Raw genomic sequence first — 18,516 nt, 5'->3', positions numbered from 1 at the left:
CACCCGGCACTCCCTGGTTGACCAAGAAGTTCTGGTCGGGATCCAACGCGGTCCCGACCAGAACGTCCTGGTCGACGGTGGGGTCAGTCCAGGCGGGTGGCGCCTGGGGCGGGGGTGGCGGTGGTGAGGGTCGGTGCGGTGAAGGCATGGTCGGCGTAGGCGGCGGTGACGGCGGCGCCGACGCGATCGGACTGGTCCGCCTCGACCAGGGCCAGCACGCAGCCGCCGAAGCCACCACCGGTCATCCGGGCACCGAGCGCCCCGGCGGCCAGCGCGGCCTCGACCGCGAGGTCCACCTCGGGGACGGTGATGGCGAAGTCGTCCCGCATGGAGGCGTGCGAGGCGGTGAGCAGCGGCCCGATCCGCCGGACCTGCCCGGCGCGCAGCAGCGCGACGGTGTCGAGCACGCGCTGGTCCTCGGTGACCACGTGGCGGACCCGGCGGCGGGTCTCCTCGTCGGGCAGCCGGGCCAGCGTCTCGTCGAGACCGGCGGACGGCACGTCACGCAGGGCGGGTACGCCGAGCAGGCCGGCCGCCTTCTCGCAGCTGGCGCGGCGGGCCGCGTACTCGCCGTCGGCGTGCCGGTGCGGGGCGCGGCTGTCGATCACCAGGACCGCGAGGCCCGCGCCGTCGAGGTCGAACGGGATGTGTTCGACCCGTTCCGTGCGGCAGTCGAGGAAGAGGGCGTGTCCGGCGCGGCAGCGGATCACCGCCGACTGGTCCATGATGCCGGTGGGCGCGCCGACGTACTGGTTCTCGGCGCGCTGGGCCAGCCGGGGCTGCTGCGCGGCCGGCAGGTCCAGCCCGCCCAGGTCGACGAGCGCGGCGAGCACGGCGGCCTCCAGCGCGGCGGAGGAGGAGAGTCCCGCGCCGAGCGGCACGTCGAGGCGACGGCCAGCCGGGCACCGGGCACGGCGTGGCCAGCCTCCCGCAGCGCCCACACCACCCCGGCCACGTACGCCGCCCAACTGGTCACCCGACCGGGGTGGGTCACCTCGTCGGTGCCGAAGCTGACCGCGTCGCCGGTCAGCTCGGAGCAGACCGTCCAGCTGCCGGTCGGCTGCGGCGTGGCCGCGACGACGGTACGCAGCGGCAGCGCGAACGGCAGCACGAACCCGTCGTTGTAGTCGGTGTGCTCACCGATCAGGTTGACCCGGCCGGGAGCCGCCCAGCGGCCGGCGGGCGCCTGGCCGTACGCGTGCTGGAAGCAGTCGGTGGCGCGGTCGGCCACCGTGTCGGAGCGACTGTTCACCGGCGGTCCAGGACCTGTGCCTGGTAGAAGGCCCAGGCGTCGGTCACGATGTCGCGCAGGGTGGGCTTGCGCGGCTCCCAGCCCAGCTCGGCGCGAGCCAGGGCGGAGGAGGCGACCAGCTCGGCCGGGTCGCCCTCGCGGCGCGGTGCCACCTCGACCGGCACCGGGTGCCCGGTGACCTCGCGGACGACCTCGACCACCTGCCGGTTGGTGAAGCCGTTGCCGTTGCCGAGGTTGTAGATGCGGTGCTGGCCGCTGGTGGCCGCGTCCAGGGCGAGCAGGTGGGCCCGGGCCAGGTCGGATACGTGGATGTAGTCGCGGACGCAGGTGCCGTCGACGGTGGGGTAGTCGTCGCCGAAGAGTTGCAGCTTGTCCCGCCGGCCGGCGGCCACCTCCAGGGCGATCGGGATGAGGTGGGTCTCGGGGTCGTGCCGTTCGCCGAGGACGACGTCACCGTCGAGGTGGGCACCGGCGACGTTGAAGTAGCGCAGCGACACGGCGGCCAGGCCGTGCCCGATCGCCTCGGCGGTGAGCATCATGTCGGCGGCGAGCTTCGTCGCCCCGTACGTGTTGGTGGGTGCCTTGACGGCGGTCTCCGGGATCGGCAGCTCGGTGGGGTTGCCGTAGACGGCGGCGGTCGAGGAGAACACCAGCCGTGGTACGCCGGCGGCCCGCACCGCGTCGATGAGCGCCAGCGTGCCGACGGTGTTGTTGTGCCAGTACCGCTCGGGGGCGACCATCGACTCGCCGGCGGCGATCAACGCGGCGAAGTGCAGTACGCCGTCGAAGCCGGCCCGCGGGGTGAGTACCGTGCCCGCGTCGTGGATGCCGGCCTCGATGTGGGTGGCGTCGGGAGCCAGGGCGCCCCGATGGCCGGTGCGCAGATCGTCGAGCACGACCACCTCGTGTCCGGCGTCGAGCAGCATCCGGGTCACCACGCTGCCGATGAAACCGGCCCCGCCGGTGACGAGCAGTTTCACGTCTGGTCCTCCCGCCTGGCCGGCACGGTCGCGGCCTCGTGGTGGTCACCCTACGGCCCTGGGCTGGTTACCATCACTCCCATGCGGGCCTCGCGTCGGCGCATACCCCGACGGCGTGGCCACGACCTGCACCGCCGCCAGCCGGGACCGTTGGCTCGAGCGGTCGCCCGGGTCGTGGTCCGGGCCGCCGACGGTGCCCTGCGGCTCGTCACCGACCTGCTGGGTGCCGGCCCGACCGCCGGCCGGGAGCGGATAAGTGAGGCGGAACTGCGGGATCTGGTCGCCGTCAACACGGTCCTCGATCCCGTGGAGCGGCGCATCATCGACGACGTGCTGGTGGCCGGTGCCAGCCTGGTGCGTGAGGTGATGATGCCCCGTACCGAGGTGGTGTTCCTCTCCGCGACGCTGCCGGTCGTCGAGGCGGAGCCGCTGGTACGGGCCGGTCCGCACACCCGCTATCCGGTGGTCGACGGCACCCATGACGACGTGGTCGGCGTCGTGCACCTGCGTGACCTGCTGCTCGGCCCGGACCGGGAACCGGGGACCACGGTCGGTCAGCTGGCCCGGGAGGTCAAGCGGCTGCCGGCCAGCAAACGGGTGCTCGCCGCGTTGACGGAGATGCGACGGGAGGGGCATCACCTGGCGGTGGTGGTCGACGAGTACGGGGGCACCGCCGGCATCGTCACCTGCGAGGACCTGATCGAGGAACTGGTCGGTGAGATCCACGACGAGTACGCGGACACCCCCGAGCCCGGGTACACCGGGCTGCCGGCGATGGTGGACGGTCGACTCAATCTCGCCGACTTCGCCGAACGCACCGGGGTGTCCCTGCCGCCGGGGCCGTACGAGACGGTGGGCGGGTTCGTGATGGCCGCGCTGGGGCGGCTGCCGGCGCCGGGCGACGAGGTGCCGGTCCCCGCCGAATCGACGGGGACGCCGGGCGGTGGCTGGCTGCTGCGGGTGCTGACCCTGGAAGGTAGGCGGGTGGCCCGGCTGGCGGTCACCGCCGGGCGCCTGCCCGAGCAGCGGCGCGAGGTGCTCTCGGCCGCCGACCCGGCGCGACCCGCCGGCCCGTCATGACGTACGCCGGGCTAGCTGACAGAATTGCCGGCATGTCCGACGTTCCCGTCCGCCCCCGCGTCTTCTCCGGCATCCAGCCGACCGCCGACTCGTTCCATCTCGGCAACTATCTCGGCGCGGTGCGGCACTGGGTGGCGTTGCAGGAGTCGCACGACGCGTTCTACTGCGTGGTCGACCTGCACGCCATCACGGCCGGGCACGACCCGAAGGTGCTGCACCAGCGTTCCCGGGTGGCCGCCGCGCAGTTGCTCGCGGTCGGTCTGGACCCGGAACGCTGCACCCTGTTCGTGCAGTCCCAGGTGCCCGAGCACGCCCAGCTGGCCTGGGTGCTCGGCTGCCTCACCGGGTTCGGCGAGGCCAGCCGGATGACCCAGTTCAAGGACAAGTCGCAGAAGCAGGGCAACGAGCGGTCCAGCGTCGGCCTGTTCACCTACCCGATCCTGCAGGCCGCCGACATCCTGCTCTACCAGGCCAACGCCGTACCGGTCGGTGAGGACCAGCGCCAGCACCTGGAGCTCTCCCGGGACCTGGCGCAGCGGTTCAATTCGCTGTTCGGCCGGACCTTCACGGTCCCGGCGCCGCACATCGTCAAGGCCACCGCGAAGATCACCGATCTGCAGGATCCGACCGCGAAGATGTCGAAGTCGTCCTCGTCGCCGGGTGGCATCGTCGACCTGCTCGAGGACCCGGCGCGTTCGGCGAAGAAGATCCGGTCGGCGGTGACCGACACCGGCCGGGAGATCGTCTTCGACGAGACGACCAAACCGGGGATCTCCAACCTGCTCACCATCTTCTCGGCGTTGAGCGGTCGGAGCATCGACGACCTGGTCGCGGCCTACGACGGTAAGGGCTACGGGGACCTGAAGAAGGATCTCGCCGAGGTGGTCCGGGAGTTCGTCAGCCCCATCCAGGAGCGCACCCGTTCGTATCTCGACGATCCCGCCCAGTTGGACAAGCTCCTCGCCGCTGGCGCGGAGAAGGCCCGTGCGGTGGCGGCGCCGACGTTGCGTACCGCCTACGAGCGGGTGGGTTTCTTCCCCCCGGTGCGCGGTGAGTGACCGCCCGAGCGAGGGTGGTGGTGCGGGCAGGGGCCGGTGGCCGGAGGGGTGGCGTGCAGCGTGGATCAGGGGACCGGAGCGCCGGCGGTCGGCGACAGTGTCCAGATCGGCATCGCGGTCGACATTCCGGAGCCGTGGGGCGGCCTGCTGACAAGACGTCGGCTGGAGGCCGGTGACCCGAACGCGGTGCCGGCTCACGTCACCCTGCTCGGGCCGACGGAGATTCCGGTGACCGCGTTGCCGGCGGTGGAGCGGCACCTGGCCCGGGTCGCCGCCGCCCATCTGCCGTTCAGCCTGCACCTGCGCGGTACGGGCACCTTCCGGCCGGTGACCCAGGTGGTCTTCGTCGCGGTCGCCGCCGGCATCAGCGAATGCGAACTGCTCGCCGCCGCGATCAATTCCGCCCCGCAGCTACGCCGGGAGCTTCGTTTTCCCTACCATCCGCACGTGACGGTCGCCCAGGACGTCGCGCCGGAGGCGCTGGACAAGGCGTACGAGGACCTGGCGGACTTCTCCGCGATGTTCGAGGTGGACCACTTCACGCTCTTCTCGCACAGCGGGCAGGCGCGGTGGCAGCCACGCCGGGACTTCCGACTGGGTGGCTGACCGCCCCGGCCGGCACGTCGGGTACCTCTGACACGGCGACGACGGATCGGTGAGGATGACGACGTGAACGTTCTGGGTCGGGTCGAGGCGGCCGTCGACCGCCGGCTGACCGCCGCGCGCCGCCGTTCCCCGGCCTTCGGTCACCTGTGGCGTGCCGGGGTGCTCTACACCGATCTTCAGGGCGGCCGGCTGGCCGCCGCCATCGCCTACTACGGCTTCTTCGCGGTCTTCGCGCTGGCCCTGGTCGCGTACGCGATCTTCGGCGCGATCCTGGAGGACAACGACGAGGTGAGCGCGGCAGCGGAGGAGTTCCTCGGCGAGAACCTGCCGTTTCTCGATCCGGCCCAGGTGGCTGACAGCAGCGGCACCGCCGGGGTGGTCGGTCTGCTGATCCTGGTGTTGACCGGCATCGGGTGGGTGGAGGCGATCCGTTCCTCGCAGCGGCTGATCCACGGCCTCAACCAGCATCCGGGCAACCTGGTCGTGCGCCGCCTGGTCGACCTGGGTGTGCTGGTGGTCGTCTTCGTGCTGCTCGGCCTCTCGGTGGCGGCCGTGGACGCGCTGGAGACGCTGCTGCGGTTCCTGCTGCGCAGCACCGGCTCGTTCGCGCTCACCACGGTCAGTGCGCTGCTCAGCGTGCTCGTCAACGCGGTACTGGCCACGCTGCTGCTGGTCGCGGTCCCTCGGGTGCGGATGAGCCGGTCCCGGCTGCGGCCGGTGGTGCTGATCGTCGCGGTCGGCATCACCCTGCTCAACACCGTCGGCCGGTTCTGGGTGGGGCGGGTCGAACACAATCCGGCGTACACGGTGGTCGCCACCGCCGTCGGGCTGCTGGTCTACCTCTACCTGCTCAACCAACTGGTGCTCTTCGGCGCGGCGCTGGCGGCGACGAGCCGGCGCGGACGGACGGTCGACCTGGCCGGCCGGCGCCCACCTGTCGACCTGGACGTGGACTCCGATCCCGGTACACCGGGCGGGGCGGGTTGAGTCGCTGCTCCCGGCGGTCGTACCTTCCGCCGAACTCACCCCCACCTGCCGGAACACCGACGATGATGGGCGCGTGGGGGCACTCGTGACGTTGGACCTGCCGGCCGATTCGCCGATGCTGGAGCTGCCGTGGATCATCACGTTCGCTCCCCTCGGTGACGCCGACGAGTGGGAGCCGGTGGTGTGCGGCCCGTACGAGCGACCGCACGCGTTGGCGTTGGCCGAGGCGGTGGTCGCCGAGGAACAGCTGATGGCGGTGGTGGAACCGCTGGTGCCAGCGGTGTCGGTGGAGCAGATCCGGGGCGAGATCGCCGCCGCGCAGCTCGCCGCGCAGGACGAGGTGGCCCGGGTGGACCAGGCCGACCTCTACGGCGACTACGAGGACACCATCGACGAGGAGGAACTGGAGGCGGCCGAGCACGACCGGGCGGCGGGCCCGCTGCCGGCGCCGGACGTGGCCGAGCTGCGTGCCGGGTTCGCCCGGATCGCCGCCCAGCTCACCGGCGGTTGACCCGGCCCGACGACGGTCGAAAGGACCGGGTGCCGGCGCCCCGGGGATCACCCCGGCTGCGCCGGCACCGTCGCACCCCCCACCACAAGGGGTCGTGCCCCAGCCGCCCGGCGGCGCGTCGCACGCCGGACGGCCGAGTCGATGGCGGGCTACCCGTTCAGGCGCCGCTCGAACCAGACCGCCGCGTCGACCGGCAGCAGGTGGCCGCCGTCGCGTTCGGTGAGGGTGCTGCTGGCGACCAGCGGCGTGCCGTACCCGTCGATCACCACCGGTGCGTCGCTGATGTTCACCACGCAGGTCAGCACGGTGTCACCGGCCTCGCGCTGGAAGGCGAGCACTCCCGGGCCGGTCTCCAGCCAGGTGATGCCGCCGAGGCCGGCCAGCGCCGGATGGGTGTGGCGGATCCGCAGCGCCGCCCGGTACAGCTCCAGGGTGGAGCCGGGGGTGCCGGTCTGTGCGGCCACCGAGAGGGCCCGCCAGGTCGTCGGGGCCGGCAACCAGCTCAGGTCGCTGCCGGCCGGCCCGAAGCCGTACGGTGCCAGCTCGCCGCTCCACGGGATCGGCACCCGGCAGCCGTCCCGGCTCTCGCCGGTGCGCAGGAAGGCCGGATCCTGACGCAGCTCGTCGGGCAGGTCGAGCACCTCGGGCAGGCCCAGTTCCTCACCCTGGTACAGGTAGGCGCAGCCGGGCAGGGCGAGCATCAGCAGCGCGGCGGCCCGGGCCCGACGCAGCCCCACCTCGCCGTCGCCGTAGCGGGTGACGTGCCGCTGCCGGTCGTGGTTGGACAGCACCCAGGTGGTCGGTGCGCCGACGATCGTGGACTCGGCCAGCGCGGTGTCGATCACCTTGCGGAACGAGTCGGCCGACCAGGTGGCGTCGAGGAAGTCGAAGCTGAACGCCTGGTGCAGTTCGTCCGGGCCGATGTAGCGGGCCAGTCGCTGCGGTGTCTCGGCCCACGCTTCGGCGACGGCCATCCGACCACCCGGGTAGCTGTCCAGGATGGGTCGCCAGGCGCGGTAGATGTCGTGCACCTCGTCCTGGTCGAAGTAGGGCAGCCGGCCCTTGCCGAGCAGCTCGGACTGGCGCCGGCCGGTGGTCATCGAGTTGAAACCGACGTCCGGCAGCCCGGCGGCCTTGATCATGCCGTGGGCCACGTCGATCCGGAAGCCGTCGACGCCGCGGTCCAGCCAGAAGCGGAGGATGTCCTCGAACTCGCTGCGTACCTCGGGGTGCCGCCAGTTCAGGTCGGGTTGGGCGGGGTCGAACAGGTGCAGGTACCACTGGCCGTCGGGAACCCGGGTCCAGGCCGGGCCGCCGAAGATGCTCTCCCAGTCGTTCGGCGGCTGCGCGCCGTCGTCGCCCTTGCCGTCGGCGAAGAGGTAGCGCGCCCGTTCGGGTGAGCCGGGGGCGGCGGCCAGCGCCGCGGTGAACCAGGGGTGCTTGTCGGAGGTGTGGTTCGGCACGATGTCGACGATGATCCGCAGGCCGAGCGCGTGGGCGTCGGTGATCATCGCCTCGAAGTCGGCGAGGTTGCCGAACATCGGGTCGACGTCGCGGTAGTCGGCGACGTCGTAGCCGCCGTCGACCATGGGCGAGGTGTAGAACGGGGTCAGCCAGAGCGCGTCGACGCCCAGCTCGCGCAGGTAGGGCAGGCGTGCCCGGATGCCCTGGAGGTCTCCGATGCCGTCGCCGTCGGAGTCGGCGAAGCTGCGGACGTAGACCTGGTAGACGACGGCGGATCGCCACCAGTCGGCGTCGGCGGTCAGCGGCGAGGGGATGCTGACGGTCATCGGGTGTTCCCCGTTCTGTGGCGCGGTACGGCGGCTACCCGGCGTTGGCGAGGTGGGGACGCACGGGTGTCTGAGCAGAATGCCGCGCCGACTCTGCAAGAGTCAAGCATTTCTTGCGCAAGAAGGCCTGGCAGCAGCTCCAGCGCGAGCTACGTCACGCCGGGCCACTCACGCCGGAACTGCCAGCGCGGACGATGCCGGTCGCTGCCGCGGGCCGCCCGCTGCGGACGTGTCGTCCTGCTGCGCCACGGCGGTCGACCCGCGCACCACCAGCTCCGGCCGGAACAGGTACTCCGAATGCGGGGCGCCGTGTCCGTTGATCTCGTCGACCAGTGCCCGTACCGCCGCGACCGCCATCGCGGCCACCGGTTGGCGCATGGTGGTGAGCGGCGGATCGGTGAAGGCCATCAGCGGCGAGTCGTCGTAGCCGACCACCGAGAGGTCCCCCGGTACGGACATGCCCCGCTGCCGGGCGGCCCGGATGGCGCCGAGCGCCATCAGGTCCGAACCGCAGACGATCCCGGTGGCGCCGCGCTCGATCAGCCGACCGGCCGCCGCCTCGCCGCCCTCGACGCCGAACAGCGACAGCTCGGTCAGCTCGGCCAGCTCGCCGGCGTCGACGCCGGCGAGGCGCTCCATCGCCGCCTTGTAGCCGCTGACCTTGCGCTGCACCGGCACGAAGCGGTCCGGGCCGGTGATCAGGCCGATCCGCCGGTGGCCCAGGGCCATCAGGTGGGCCACGGCCAGCTCGGCGGCCTCCCGGTCGTCACAGGAGACGAAGGGTGCCGGGATGCCCGGCGCGTACCCGTTGATCATCACGATCGGCAGCGGGCGGGCGAGCAGGGTGCGGTACCGGTCGTGGTCGGCGGCGGTGTCGGCGTGCAGACCGGAGACGAACACGATCCCGGAGACCTGCCGGTCCAGCAGCATCTCGACGTACTCGTCCTCGCGTACGCCGCCGGGGGTCTGGGTGCACAGCACCGGGGTGTAGCCGGTGGGAGCCAGGGCCGACTCGATGATCTGGGCGAACGCCGGGAAGATCGGATTGTCCAGCTCCGGGACCACCAGGCCGACCAGTCCGGCGCTGCGCTTGCGCAGCCGCGCGGGACGCTCGTACCCGAGCACGTCGAGGGCGGTCAGGACAGCCTGCCGAGTCTCGGGTGCCACGCCGGGGCGGTCGTTGAGCACCCGCGACACCGTGGCCTCGCTGACGTCGGCCTGCTGGGCGATGTCGGACAGGCGAGCGCGCATGGCGGCACTGTAGCTCACCGCCAAGTTCTTGCGCATTCGTCGGCAAGAACTTGCAGAATCGAGCAGCAGTCATCGGGAGCGTTCCCACGACACCTGCCCGGGGCGGACTCTTGTCGGAACGTTGAGTGCGCCCGGGATGTGCTTACGGTGACGCTGAAAGGGAGTTCGGTCACCCCACTCGGGGGCAAAATGCCCAGATGGCAACACTTGGCAACGGTCGACATTGCGGATGGAGCACGGTTGTTGCCGGGGCGTTCGCAAGGGGTTTCTAATTTCGAAAGTTCTTGCTACTGTCCCCGCCGTTACCCGGCAGGCAATTTAGGAGCGAACATGCGCCGCACAGCCAGGGGGATCGCCGTACTCGCCACCGCCACTCTCGCCCTCTCCGTCGCCGCGTGCGGCGGGGAGGACGACCAGGCGGCCGAGGAGCAGCCGGCGGTCGACCCCGCTTCCCTCACCGCAGAACTGACCTGGTGGGACACGTCGGATCCGAAGAACGAGGGTCCGGCGTTCCAGGAACTGATCGCCAAGTTCAACCAGACCTACCCGAACGTGAAGATCAACTACCAGTCGGTCCCGTTCGGCGAGGCGCAGAACAAGTTCAAGACCGCCGCACAGGCGAATTCCGGTGCACCGGACATCCTGCGGGCCGAGGTCGCCTGGGTGCCCGAATTCGCCTCGCTGGGCTACCTCTACGCGCTGGACGGCTCCGAGCTGCTCGCCGACGAGTCGGACTTCCTGGAGACCCCGCTCGCCTCCAACAAGTTCGACGGCAAGACCTACGGCGTTCCCCAGGTCACCGACAGCCTCGCGCTGATGTACAACAAGGAGCTGCTGAGCGAGGCCGGCATCAGCGCGCCCCCGAAGACCTGGGCCGAGCTGAAGACCGCGGCGCAGACCGTCCAGGAGAAGACCGACGCCGAGGGCGTCTACATCAACCCGGCCGGCTACTTCCTGCTGCCCTTCATGTACGGCGAGGGCGGCGATCTGGTCGACACCGCGAGCAAGAAGATCGTCATCGACTCGGAGCAGAACGCGGCCGGACTGGCGATCGCCAAGGACCTGATCGACAGCGGCGCGGCGGTCAAGCCGTCCGCCAACGACGCCTACGGCACCATGATGACCCTCTTCAAGGAGAAGAAGGTCGCCATGATCATCAACGGCCCGTGGGAGGTCAACAACGTCCAGCAGGCCCCGGACTTCGGCGGCCTGGAGAACCTGGGCATCGCACCGGTGCCGGGTGGCTCGGCCAAGGCCGGTGGCCCGGTCGGCGGCCACAACTACGTGATCTGGTCCGGCATGCCGCAGGAGAAGGTCGACGCCGCCGTCGCGTTCGTCAAGTTCATGAGCTCCGCCGAGTCGCAGGCCTTCCTGTCGGAGAAGCTGGGCCTGCTGCCGACCCGCACCTCGGCGTACGAGCTCGACGCGGTCAAGAACAACCCCGTCGTCGCCGCGTTCCAGCCGGTCGTGGAGGCCGGTGTGGGTCGCCCGTGGATCCCCGAGGCCGGTCAGTTCTTCGGCCCGCTCGACCAGATGGCCACCGAGGTTCTGATCCAGAACAAGGACCCGAAGGCCGCGCTGGACACCGTCGCCAAGAAGTACAAGGCCGAGGTCGTCCCCTCCTACGAGAACTGACCTCACCGCCGGCTCTGAGCCGGTGACCTCTCGGCACCCGGCAGGGTCGCGTGACCGTCCCCGGTCACGGGGCCCTGCCGGGCCTCCCATCATGGAGCGCAGCTGATGACCACCGTGACAGCCGAACCGGCGCCGCCTTCGACGCCGTCCGGCCGATCCGCTCGTCCGTCCCGGCTGCGCCGCAGCTGGGACAAGCACTGGTACGCCTGGGCGATGGTGCTGCCCGTCGTCATCGTCCTGGCAGTTCTGATCTTCTACCCGCTGTTCCGCGGGATCTGGCTGTCCTTCACCAACCTGAACGAAGCGAACCAGGTCGCCGAGATCTGCACCAAGTCGATCACCGGCAGTGAGGTCTGTGCCGAGAACCCCAACAGGTGGGAGTTCGTCGGCCTCGACAACTACGTCCGGGTGCTCACCGGTGAGGTCGGAGAGTTCTGGCAGTGGACCGGCACCACGCTGATCTGGACCTTCGTCTGCGTGGCCTTTCACTTCGGCCTCGGCCTCGGCCTGGCCACCATGCTCAACCGCCCGATGCGGTTCCGGAGCCTCTACCGGGTGCTGCTCGTACTGCCCTGGGCGGTGCCCGCCTTCGTCAGCGCGTTCGCCTGGAAGTTCATCTTCAACGAGCGCTTCGGCCTGGCCAACGCGCTGCTCTCCGCGGTCGGCATCGACCCGGTCTCGTGGTTCGCCGACCGGTGGACGGCGCTGCTTACCGCCATCGTCACCAACATCTGGCTCGGTGTGCCGTTCATGATGGTGGCGCTGCTCGGTGGCATGCAGACCATTCCGTCGGAGCTGTACGAGGCGGCCGAGATCGACGGCGCCTCCGCCTGGCAGCGGTTCAAGAACATCACCCTGCCCGGCCTGCGGCCGGTCAGCATGACGGTGATCCTGCTCGGCACCATCTGGACGTTCAACATGTTCCCGATCATCTTCCTGGTGACCGAGGGGCAGCCGGCCGGGCAGAGCGAGATCCTGGTGACCGGTGCCTACCGGGCCGCCTTCGAGGGCATCCGCAACTATTCGCTGGCCTCGACCTACGGCGTACTGATCCTGTCCATCCTGCTGGTGTTCTCGGTGTTCTACCGCCGAGCGCTACGCAAGCAAGGCGAGGTGTGGTGATGAGTCGGGTTAAGCGGCCCGCGCGGAGCCGGCGCAGCCCGGCGCGGTCCGTCCTGCTGCACGGCACGCTGCTGGTGGCCTCGGTGATCGCGATCGGCCCGATCGTCTGGGTGCTGCTCTCCTCGCTGAAGCCCGGGTACGCGATCCAGAGCAGCGAGCTGACCCTGTTCCGGGACACCACGCTCGCCAACTACGCCTACGTGTTGACCGAGACGAACTTCCCCAGGTGGTTCCTGAACTCGGTGATCGTCGCGGCCTTCACCATGGGTATCGGCATCTTCCTGTCGGCCACCACCGGGTACGCGGTGTCCCGGTTCAACTTCCCGGGCCGCCGGCCGCTGATGATGGTCTTCCTGGTCACCCAGATGTTCCCGGTGGCCATCCTGATCGTGCCGATCTACACGATCATGGCCCGCCTGGGGTTGATCAACACGATGCCCGCGCTGATCATCGCGTACCTGACCATCGCGGTGCCGTTCTGCGCCTGGATGTTGAAGGGTTACTTCGACTCCATCCCGACCTCGCTGGACGAGGCGGCGGCGCTGGACGGGTGCGGCCCCTTCGCCACCTTCTGGCGGGTGGTGCTGCCGCTGGCCCGCCCGGCCGTGGCGGTCACCGCCTTCTACACCTTCCTCACCGCGTGGGGCGAGGTCGCGTACGCGTCGGCCTTCATCCAGACCGACGACAAGTTCACCCTCGCGTACGGGCTCCAGCAGTTCGTGCCGCAGTTCAATCCGCAGTGGGAGTATCTGACCGCCGCTGCCGTGCTGGTCACCGTGCCGGCCGGGCTGGTCTTCTTCTTCGCCCAGAAGCATCTGGTCTCCGGCCTGACCGCCGGCGGCACGAAGGGCTGACCGGGCGGGGCGCGGGTGGGCGCTGTCAGCGGGCGGGCGTGTCAACCACGCCCGCCCGCCCCGACGGTGGTGGTCAGCGCTGCCGGCCGAACAGGACGCGGACGCCGCAGAGATAGGTCGCCACGTCCGGGCCGCCGGTGATGATGCGTTGCAGGAACCAGCCCGGCAAGAGGCCGAACAGGGCCGCGGCCACGGCCGCCGGGTCGGCGTCGGCGGGCAGTTCGCCGGCTTCCTGGGCCCTTCTGGCCAGCACCTCGAAGTACCCGCGAAGTTTGGTGTACCTGCTCGCCGCGAACTCGCCAAGTGCCGGGTCCCGTTGCGCCTCTCCCCACACCTGGATCGCGATCCGCAGCACCCCCTCGTCGCCGGCCTGCTCCGCCATGTACGCCAGCGCGTACTCCAGCGCCTTGTCCAGGGGTAGCGGCGGATCCTGCCGGGCCAACTCGTCGAGGACCTGCTCGGCACCGCCGATCGTCTCCTCGGCGATGGCGCTGATCAGGGACGCCTTGCTCGGGAAGTAGCGGTAGACCGCGCCGACCGAGAGTCCTGCCTCGGCGATCACGTCCTGCATCGTCGTGCGGTGGAAACCCTCCCGCAGGAAGCAACGGCGAGCCGCGTCGACGATCTGGCGGCGGCGGGCGGCGAGGTGTTCCTCCGAGACACGTGGCACGGGCTACATCGTAGAACGAGCGTTCGTTCTTGACAGGAATCGAGCGGCGGGCGGAGGCTGACGTCATAAAAGAACGAGTGTTCGTTTTTAGGAGAGTGCAGTCATGCCGACCCGGAACCGGTCACCCCTGCTGCTCGCCGTCCTTGTCGCCGCACTCGCGGTCATCGGGCAGGCGCTGCTCGTACCCCTGTTCGCGGCTCCGGCGGCGAACCTGGCTCCGCGCGACCTGCCGGTCGCCGTCGCCGGCCCGGCGCCGGCCGTGGCGGAGCTGACCGGGCGGCTGGCTGCCGCGCGGCCCGGTGCCTTCTCGGTGACCACGTTGCCTGACGCGGAGGCGGCCGACCGGACGCTACGGGATCGGGAGATCTACGGCGCGTTCGTGATCGGAACCGACGGCCTCGCCCTGCACACCGCCTCGGCCGCCAGTCCCACGGTTGCCGCCCTGCTCGCCGAGGCGGTCGGCCAGTTGGGCGAAGGGCATCCGGTCACCGTGGTCGAGGTGGTGCCGACCACCACCGACGATCCGCGGGGTGCCGGGTTCGCCGCCGGCTTCCTGCCGCTGGCGATGACGAGCCTGCTCGCCGGTGCGTTGCTGGTCCTGCTGGTCGCCGGCGGCCTGGCGCGCCTGGTCGGGCTGGTGGCGACCGGCCTGCTGGCGGGCCTGGTCGGCGTGACCGTCCTGCACGGCTGGCTGGGCGTCATCGCCGGGGACTGGCTCGCCGAGGGTGCCGCCATCGGCTTGTTCGCCCTGGCCGCGTCGGCCATCGTGGCCGGACTCGGTGCCCTCCTCGGGCGACCCGGCATCGGGCTGGGTGCGCTGCTGGTCTTCCTGCTCGGCAATCCGCTCTCCGCGGTCGGCGCCGCGCCGGAACTGTTGCCGCAGCCGTGGGGCGCGCTCGGCCAGTGGCTGCCGGTGGGTGCCGGTGGCACCCTGCTGCGCTCGGTGGCGTTCTTCGACGGCGCCGGCGCCGGTCGCCCGATCGCCGTGCTGGCCGGCTACGCGGTGGTCGGGCTGGCGCTGGTGCTGGTGGCCTCACGGATGCACCGGGATGCCTCTACTACAAACGGTCGTTGATAGGGCAGGATGGGTCGGGTGGAAGCACTTCGACTCATCCTCCTCTACGTCCACCTGATCGGGTTCGCGTTGCTGCTCGGTGGCGCGCTGACCCAGTACCTCAGCGGCAATATCCGGATCAACGCGGCCATGCTGTGGGGGTCGGTGATCGGCCTGCTGACCGGCATCGGCCTGAGTGCCCCGCTGCGCGACGGCGACGAGCCGGCCCCCGCGAAGCTTGTGACGAAGCTGGTGCTCGCTCTGCTGATCTTCGTCATGGTCTTCTTCTCCCGTAAGCGGGACGTGGTCAACCGGGGGCACTTTCTCGCCATCGTGGGATTGACCCTGGTCAACGCCGCTGTGGCGGTCTTCTGGCGATAGTCGCGGCGACGGGGCGGCGCCAGCAAAATGGGACTTTTCCGGCAGGTGCGGGCCCGCCTGCCGGCACTGGTGAGTGATGTGCCCCACCCGAGCATTACGTAGGGGTAACAGGGCTCCAACAGTCCTGCACGATTGGCGGTCGGCAGGTGGGCGCGGGCGTACGCTCTGCTCCCGTAACGTGGGACGCCGGCGGCAAGGCGCAGGCCGGCTCAAGGGCTGCCACCGCGTACCACGCGGTGTGCAATGGGAAGGAGACGTCTTGCGCTCGGTGCGTGGGATGCGGATCGCCTCGATCATCGCGGCGGGTGGGCTCGTACTGAGCGCCGCCGCCTGTGGCGAGGCTCCGGATGAGGACAACAACGCCGGCTCCGGCGGCGAGGCGTACAGCGCCTGTATGGTCACCGACGTCGGCGGCATCGACGACAAGTCGTTCAACGCCTCGGCCTGGCAGGGCCTGGAGGACGCCAAGGCGGAGAACGACAACATCGAGATCAAGTACGTCGCGTCCAAGGCCGAGGCGGACTACGAGCCGAACCTCACCCAGTACGTCAACCAGGACTGCGACTTCATCCTGGCCGTCGGTGGCCTGATGGGCGACGCGACCAAGAAGATCGCCGAGGCGAACCCGGACCAGCAGTTCGGCATCGTCGACGCCGACCCGGCGGTCGCCAACGTCTACCCGATGCAGTTCGACACCGCCCAGGCCGCCTTCCTCGCCGGCTACGTCGCCGCCGGCATGAGCGAGAGCGGCAAGGTGGGCACCTACGGCGGCCTGAAGATTCCGCCGGTGACCATCTTCATGGACGGCTACGCCGACGGGGTCGCCTACTACAACGAGGCCAAGGGCAAGAACGTCCAGGTCCTCGGGTGGAACAAGGAGACCCAGAACGGCTCCTTCACCAACGACTTCGTCAAGCAGGACGAGGGCAAGAAGGTCAGCGACGCGCTGGTCGCCCAGGGCGCGGACATCATCATGCCGGTGGCCGGCGGCGCCGGCCTCGGCACCACCGGCGCGGCCCAGGCCTCCGGCGGGAAGTACAACACCATCTGGGTGGACGTCGACGGCTGCGAGAGCACCCCGAACTGCCCGGCGATCATCACCACCGTGGTGAAGAACATCCCGGGCGCGGTCAAGGAGGCCGTGCTCAAGGCCGCCGGTGGCGAGCAGCTCCAGGCGGACCCGGGCTTCATCGGCACCCTGGCCAACGACGGCGTCTCGCTGGCCCCGTACCACGAGTTCGACGACAAGGTCCCGGCCGAGCTGAAGGCCGAGGTCGACAAGTTGAAGGCGGACATCGCCGCCGGCACCGTCAAGGTCGAGTCGGCCGCGCAGCCGAAGTGACCCGTCGCCGGCCGCCCCCGGTGAGACGATCACCAGGGGCGGCCGGCGGAGCAGAGCACACCTGATCCGGCCGCTGCGGCGCGGGGGAAACCCGTCGTGCCGCAGCGGCCGGTCCGCGCCACCGGTCCGGCCGACGCCGCGCCCGCTCGCCAGCAGCTACGCTGCACCATCGCTTCGCACTCCAGGAGGTTGCGCTGAGACTCGAACTGCGCGGCATCACCAAGCGGTTCGGTGATCTGGTCGCCAACGACCACATCGACCTGACGGTGGAGCCTGGAGAGATCCACGCCCTGCTCGGCGAGAACGGCGCGGGCAAGTCGACCCTGATGAACGTGCTGTACGGGCTCTACCAGCCCGACGAGGGTGAGATCCTGGTCGACGGCAAGCCACTGAAGCTGCGCGGCCCCTCCGACGCCATCGCGGCCGGCATCGGCATGGTGCACCAGCACTTCATGCTGGTGCCCGTCTTCACCGTCACCGAGAACATCATGCTCGGCGCCGAGCAGGTGCGTGGCGGGATCGCCGGGTTCCTGGACCGGCGCCGTGCCCGGCGCGAGGTCGCCGAGGTCTCCGAGCGGTACAACCTGCGGGTCGACCCGGACGCGGTGATCGAGGATCTGCCGGTCGGCATCCAGCAGCGGGTGGAGATCGTCAAGGCGCTCACCCGGGACGTCGACCTGCTCATCCTGGACGAGCCCACCGCCGTGCTCACCCCACAGGAGACCGAGGAACTGCTGACGGTGATGCGGTCGCTCAAGGCCGCCGGCAAGTCGATCGTCTTCATCACCCACAAGCTCGGCGAGGTCAAGGCGATCGCCGACCGGATCACGGTGATCCGGCGCGGCAAGACCGTGGGCACCGCCTCGCCCGAGGCCAGCCGGGACGAGCTGGCCGCGCTGATGGTCGGCCGTACCGTCCGGCTCACCGTGGACAAGGCTCCGGCCACCCCGGGCGAGCCGGTCCTGGAACTCGCCAACCTGGTCGTCGACGACGACCGTCAGGTGCGGGCGGTGGACGGCGTCGACCTGACCGTACGCGCGGGCGAGGTGCTCGGCGTCGCGGGTGTGCAGGGCAACGGACAGACCGAACTGATCGAGGCGATCATGGGCCTGCGCCCGGTGCTCGCCGGCACGATCACCCTCGACGGGCAGCGGATCGACGGCTGGTCGACCAAGAAGGTGCTCCGGGCGGGCGTCGGCTACGTGCCGGAGGACCGCAGCGTCGACGGTCTGGTCAAGGAGTTCACCGTCGCGGAGAACCTGGTGCTGGACGTGTACGACCGGCCACCCTTCGGCCGGGGGCTGTCGCTGCGGCCGGACGAGATCGGCAGGGCCGCGCGGGAACGGATCGAGCAGTTCGACGTACGCACCTCGTCGGCAGAGGCGCCGGTCGGCACCCTTTCCGGCGGTAACCAGCAGAAAGTGATCGTGGCTCGGGAGCTGTCCCGGCCGCTGAAGCTGTTCATCGCCGCCCAGCCCACCCGGGGGGTGGACGTCGGCTCGATCGAGTTCATCCACAGCCGGGTCGTCCACGAACGCGACGCCGGCACCGCCGTGCTGGTGGTCTCCAGCGAACTCGACGAGGTGATCGGGCTGGCCGACCGGATCGCGGTGATGTACCGCGGACGGATCATCGGCGTGGTCGGCCCGGACACTCCCCGCGAGGAGATCGGCCTGCTGATGGCCGGCATCACCCCGGACCAGCAGGGTGGCTCCCCCGACGTCGGGTCCGCCGCCGAGGCCGGACCGACGGCGACCGTCGACTCGGACCCGGCCGCCACCACCGATGCGGACGCGGTTTCCGGTACGGGCACTCCGGCGACCACCGATCGCGACGTCGCGGCCACCACCGACGGCGTGGCGCCGGCCGCCGAGGGCCCCGGCAGCGAGGACGAGAAGAACCGATGAGCGAGCGAAACACCAGGCACGGCGGCCTCGTGGCGG

At 70.4% G+C, this 18,516-nt stretch carries 16 protein-coding genes and 1 pseudogene; 12 read left to right on the top strand and 5 right to left on the bottom strand.

Features of this window, described 5'->3' with window-relative positions; translation table 11 throughout:
* Window positions 1-83: 83 nt before the first annotated feature.
* Window positions 84-1,252, bottom strand: a pseudogene (gene galK, locus ENC19_RS06190) (galactokinase).
* Entirely contained in the window at window positions 1,249-2,232 is a 984-nt protein-coding gene (galE, locus tag ENC19_RS06185; RefSeq protein ID WP_164446183.1) for a UDP-glucose 4-epimerase GalE, read from the bottom strand. The pseudogene galK and the gene galE overlap by 4 nt, the downstream one beginning before the upstream one ends.
* 81 nt (window positions 2,233-2,313) lie before the next feature.
* Between galE and ENC19_RS06180 the strand changes: the two genes are divergently transcribed.
* The 5 genes from ENC19_RS06180 to ENC19_RS06160 all read left to right on the top strand — a co-directional run bounded on the left by ENC19_RS06180 (window position 2,314) and on the right by ENC19_RS06160 (window position 6,474).
* On the top strand, window positions 2,314-3,312 hold the full coding sequence (locus ENC19_RS06180) for a hemolysin family protein (RefSeq protein ID WP_164446182.1): 999 nt from the start codon (window positions 2,314-2,316) through the stop codon (window positions 3,310-3,312).
* A gap of 32 nt (window positions 3,313-3,344) precedes the next feature.
* The gene (trpS, locus tag ENC19_RS06175) at window positions 3,345-4,370 is read left to right on the top strand and encodes a tryptophan--tRNA ligase (RefSeq protein ID WP_164446181.1); all 1,026 of its coding nucleotides are present in this window, start codon (window positions 3,345-3,347) and stop codon (window positions 4,368-4,370) included.
* Window positions 4,371-4,406: 36 nt separating this feature from the next.
* Window positions 4,407-4,976 carry a 2'-5' RNA ligase family protein gene (locus ENC19_RS06170; RefSeq protein WP_164446180.1) on the top strand — a complete coding sequence of 190 codons (570 nt, stop codon included), beginning with the start codon at window positions 4,407-4,409 and terminating at the stop codon, window positions 4,974-4,976.
* 63 nt (window positions 4,977-5,039) lie between these two features.
* Window positions 5,040-5,963 (top strand): YihY/virulence factor BrkB family protein, encoded by a 924-nt coding sequence (locus tag ENC19_RS06165; protein WP_164446179.1) that lies wholly within the window; start codon window positions 5,040-5,042, stop codon window positions 5,961-5,963.
* A gap of 73 nt (window positions 5,964-6,036) precedes the next feature.
* Window positions 6,037-6,474, top strand: a complete 438-nt coding sequence (locus tag ENC19_RS06160) for a hypothetical protein (protein WP_164446178.1) — start codon at window positions 6,037-6,039, stop codon at window positions 6,472-6,474.
* 149 nt (window positions 6,475-6,623) lie between these two features.
* Here ENC19_RS06160 and ENC19_RS06155 read toward each other — a convergent pair whose 3' ends face one another.
* Window positions 6,624-8,264, bottom strand: a complete 1,641-nt coding sequence (locus ENC19_RS06155; RefSeq protein ID WP_164446177.1) for a glycoside hydrolase family 13 protein — start codon at window positions 8,262-8,264, stop codon at window positions 6,624-6,626.
* A gap of 168 nt (window positions 8,265-8,432) precedes the next feature.
* Window positions 8,433-9,515 carry a LacI family DNA-binding transcriptional regulator gene (locus ENC19_RS06150; RefSeq protein ID WP_166458154.1) on the bottom strand — a complete coding sequence of 361 codons (1,083 nt, stop codon included), beginning with the start codon at window positions 9,513-9,515 and terminating at the stop codon, window positions 8,433-8,435.
* Between the two features lie 330 nt (window positions 9,516-9,845).
* Between ENC19_RS06150 and ENC19_RS06145 the strand changes: the two genes are divergently transcribed.
* The 3 genes from ENC19_RS06145 (at window position 9,846) to ENC19_RS06135 (ending at window position 13,126) form a co-directional block, all read left to right on the top strand.
* Window positions 9,846-11,150, top strand: a complete 1,305-nt coding sequence (locus tag ENC19_RS06145) for an extracellular solute-binding protein (RefSeq protein ID WP_164446175.1) — start codon at window positions 9,846-9,848, stop codon at window positions 11,148-11,150.
* Between the two features lie 105 nt (window positions 11,151-11,255).
* Window positions 11,256-12,272 carry a carbohydrate ABC transporter permease gene (locus ENC19_RS06140; RefSeq protein ID WP_164446174.1) on the top strand — a complete coding sequence of 339 codons (1,017 nt, stop codon included), beginning with the start codon at window positions 11,256-11,258 and terminating at the stop codon, window positions 12,270-12,272.
* On the top strand, window positions 12,272-13,126 hold the full coding sequence (locus ENC19_RS06135; protein WP_164446173.1) for a sugar ABC transporter permease: 855 nt from the start codon (window positions 12,272-12,274) through the stop codon (window positions 13,124-13,126). Before ENC19_RS06140 ends, ENC19_RS06135 begins: the two co-directional genes overlap by 1 nt.
* Window positions 13,127-13,199: 73 nt before the next feature.
* On the opposite strand, the gene ENC19_RS31280 is transcribed toward ENC19_RS06135, so the two are convergent.
* Window positions 13,200-13,796 (bottom strand): TetR/AcrR family transcriptional regulator, encoded by a 597-nt coding sequence (locus ENC19_RS31280; RefSeq protein ID WP_216592687.1) that lies wholly within the window; start codon window positions 13,794-13,796, stop codon window positions 13,200-13,202.
* A 103-nt stretch (window positions 13,797-13,899) separates the two neighbouring features.
* On the opposite strand from ENC19_RS31280, the gene ENC19_RS06125 reads away from it, so the two are divergent.
* The 4 genes from ENC19_RS06125 to ENC19_RS06110 all read left to right on the top strand — a co-directional run bounded on the left by ENC19_RS06125 (window position 13,900) and on the right by ENC19_RS06110 (window position 18,480).
* A complete protein-coding gene (locus ENC19_RS06125; RefSeq protein ID WP_164446172.1) occupies window positions 13,900-14,871 on the top strand; it encodes an ABC transporter permease in 972 nt (323 codons plus the stop codon).
* An 18-nt stretch (window positions 14,872-14,889) separates the two neighbouring features.
* Window positions 14,890-15,231 (top strand): hypothetical protein, encoded by a 342-nt coding sequence (locus tag ENC19_RS06120; RefSeq protein ID WP_164446171.1) that lies wholly within the window; start codon window positions 14,890-14,892, stop codon window positions 15,229-15,231.
* Between the two features lie 277 nt (window positions 15,232-15,508).
* On the top strand, window positions 15,509-16,573 hold the full coding sequence (locus ENC19_RS06115; RefSeq protein WP_164446745.1) for a BMP family lipoprotein: 1,065 nt from the start codon (window positions 15,509-15,511) through the stop codon (window positions 16,571-16,573).
* A 161-nt stretch (window positions 16,574-16,734) separates the two neighbouring features.
* Complete coding sequence (locus tag ENC19_RS06110; protein WP_164446744.1) at window positions 16,735-18,480, top strand: ABC transporter ATP-binding protein; 1,746 nt, start codon at window positions 16,735-16,737, stop codon at window positions 18,478-18,480.
* The last annotated feature ends 36 nt before the right edge of the window (window positions 18,481-18,516 follow it).

Origin of the sequence: Verrucosispora sioxanthis (genome assembly GCF_010560025.1) — a bacterium.
In the GTDB taxonomy this organism is placed as follows: domain Bacteria; phylum Actinomycetota; class Actinomycetes; order Mycobacteriales; family Micromonosporaceae; genus Micromonospora; species Micromonospora palythoicola.
The sequence above is the reverse complement of the archived record's forward strand: the minus strand, read 5'-3'. Positions and strand labels throughout refer to the sequence as shown.

Bases quoted from the DNA above. Each gene is read 5' to 3' on its own strand.
- ENC19_RS06140 (WP_164446174.1), top strand. From the start codon at position 11,256: ATGACCACCGTGACAGCCGAACCGGCGCCGCCTTCGACGCCGTCCGGC.
- ENC19_RS06155 (WP_164446177.1), bottom strand. From the start codon at position 8,264: ATGACCGTCAGCATCCCCTCGCCGCTGACCGCCGACGCCGACTGGTGG.
- ENC19_RS06145 (WP_164446175.1), top strand. From the start codon at position 9,846: ATGCGCCGCACAGCCAGGGGGATCGCCGTACTCGCCACCGCCACTCTC.
- trpS (WP_164446181.1), top strand. From the start codon at position 3,345: ATGTCCGACGTTCCCGTCCGCCCCCGCGTCTTCTCCGGCATCCAGCCG.
- ENC19_RS06135 (WP_164446173.1), top strand. From the start codon at position 12,272: ATGAGTCGGGTTAAGCGGCCCGCGCGGAGCCGGCGCAGCCCGGCGCGG.
- ENC19_RS06150 (WP_166458154.1), bottom strand. From the start codon at position 9,515: ATGCGCGCTCGCCTGTCCGACATCGCCCAGCAGGCCGACGTCAGCGAG.
- ENC19_RS06125 (WP_164446172.1), top strand. From the start codon at position 13,900: ATGCCGACCCGGAACCGGTCACCCCTGCTGCTCGCCGTCCTTGTCGCC.
- ENC19_RS06115 (WP_164446745.1), top strand. From the start codon at position 15,509: ATGCGGATCGCCTCGATCATCGCGGCGGGTGGGCTCGTACTGAGCGCC.
- ENC19_RS06180 (WP_164446182.1), top strand. From the start codon at position 2,314: ATGCGGGCCTCGCGTCGGCGCATACCCCGACGGCGTGGCCACGACCTG.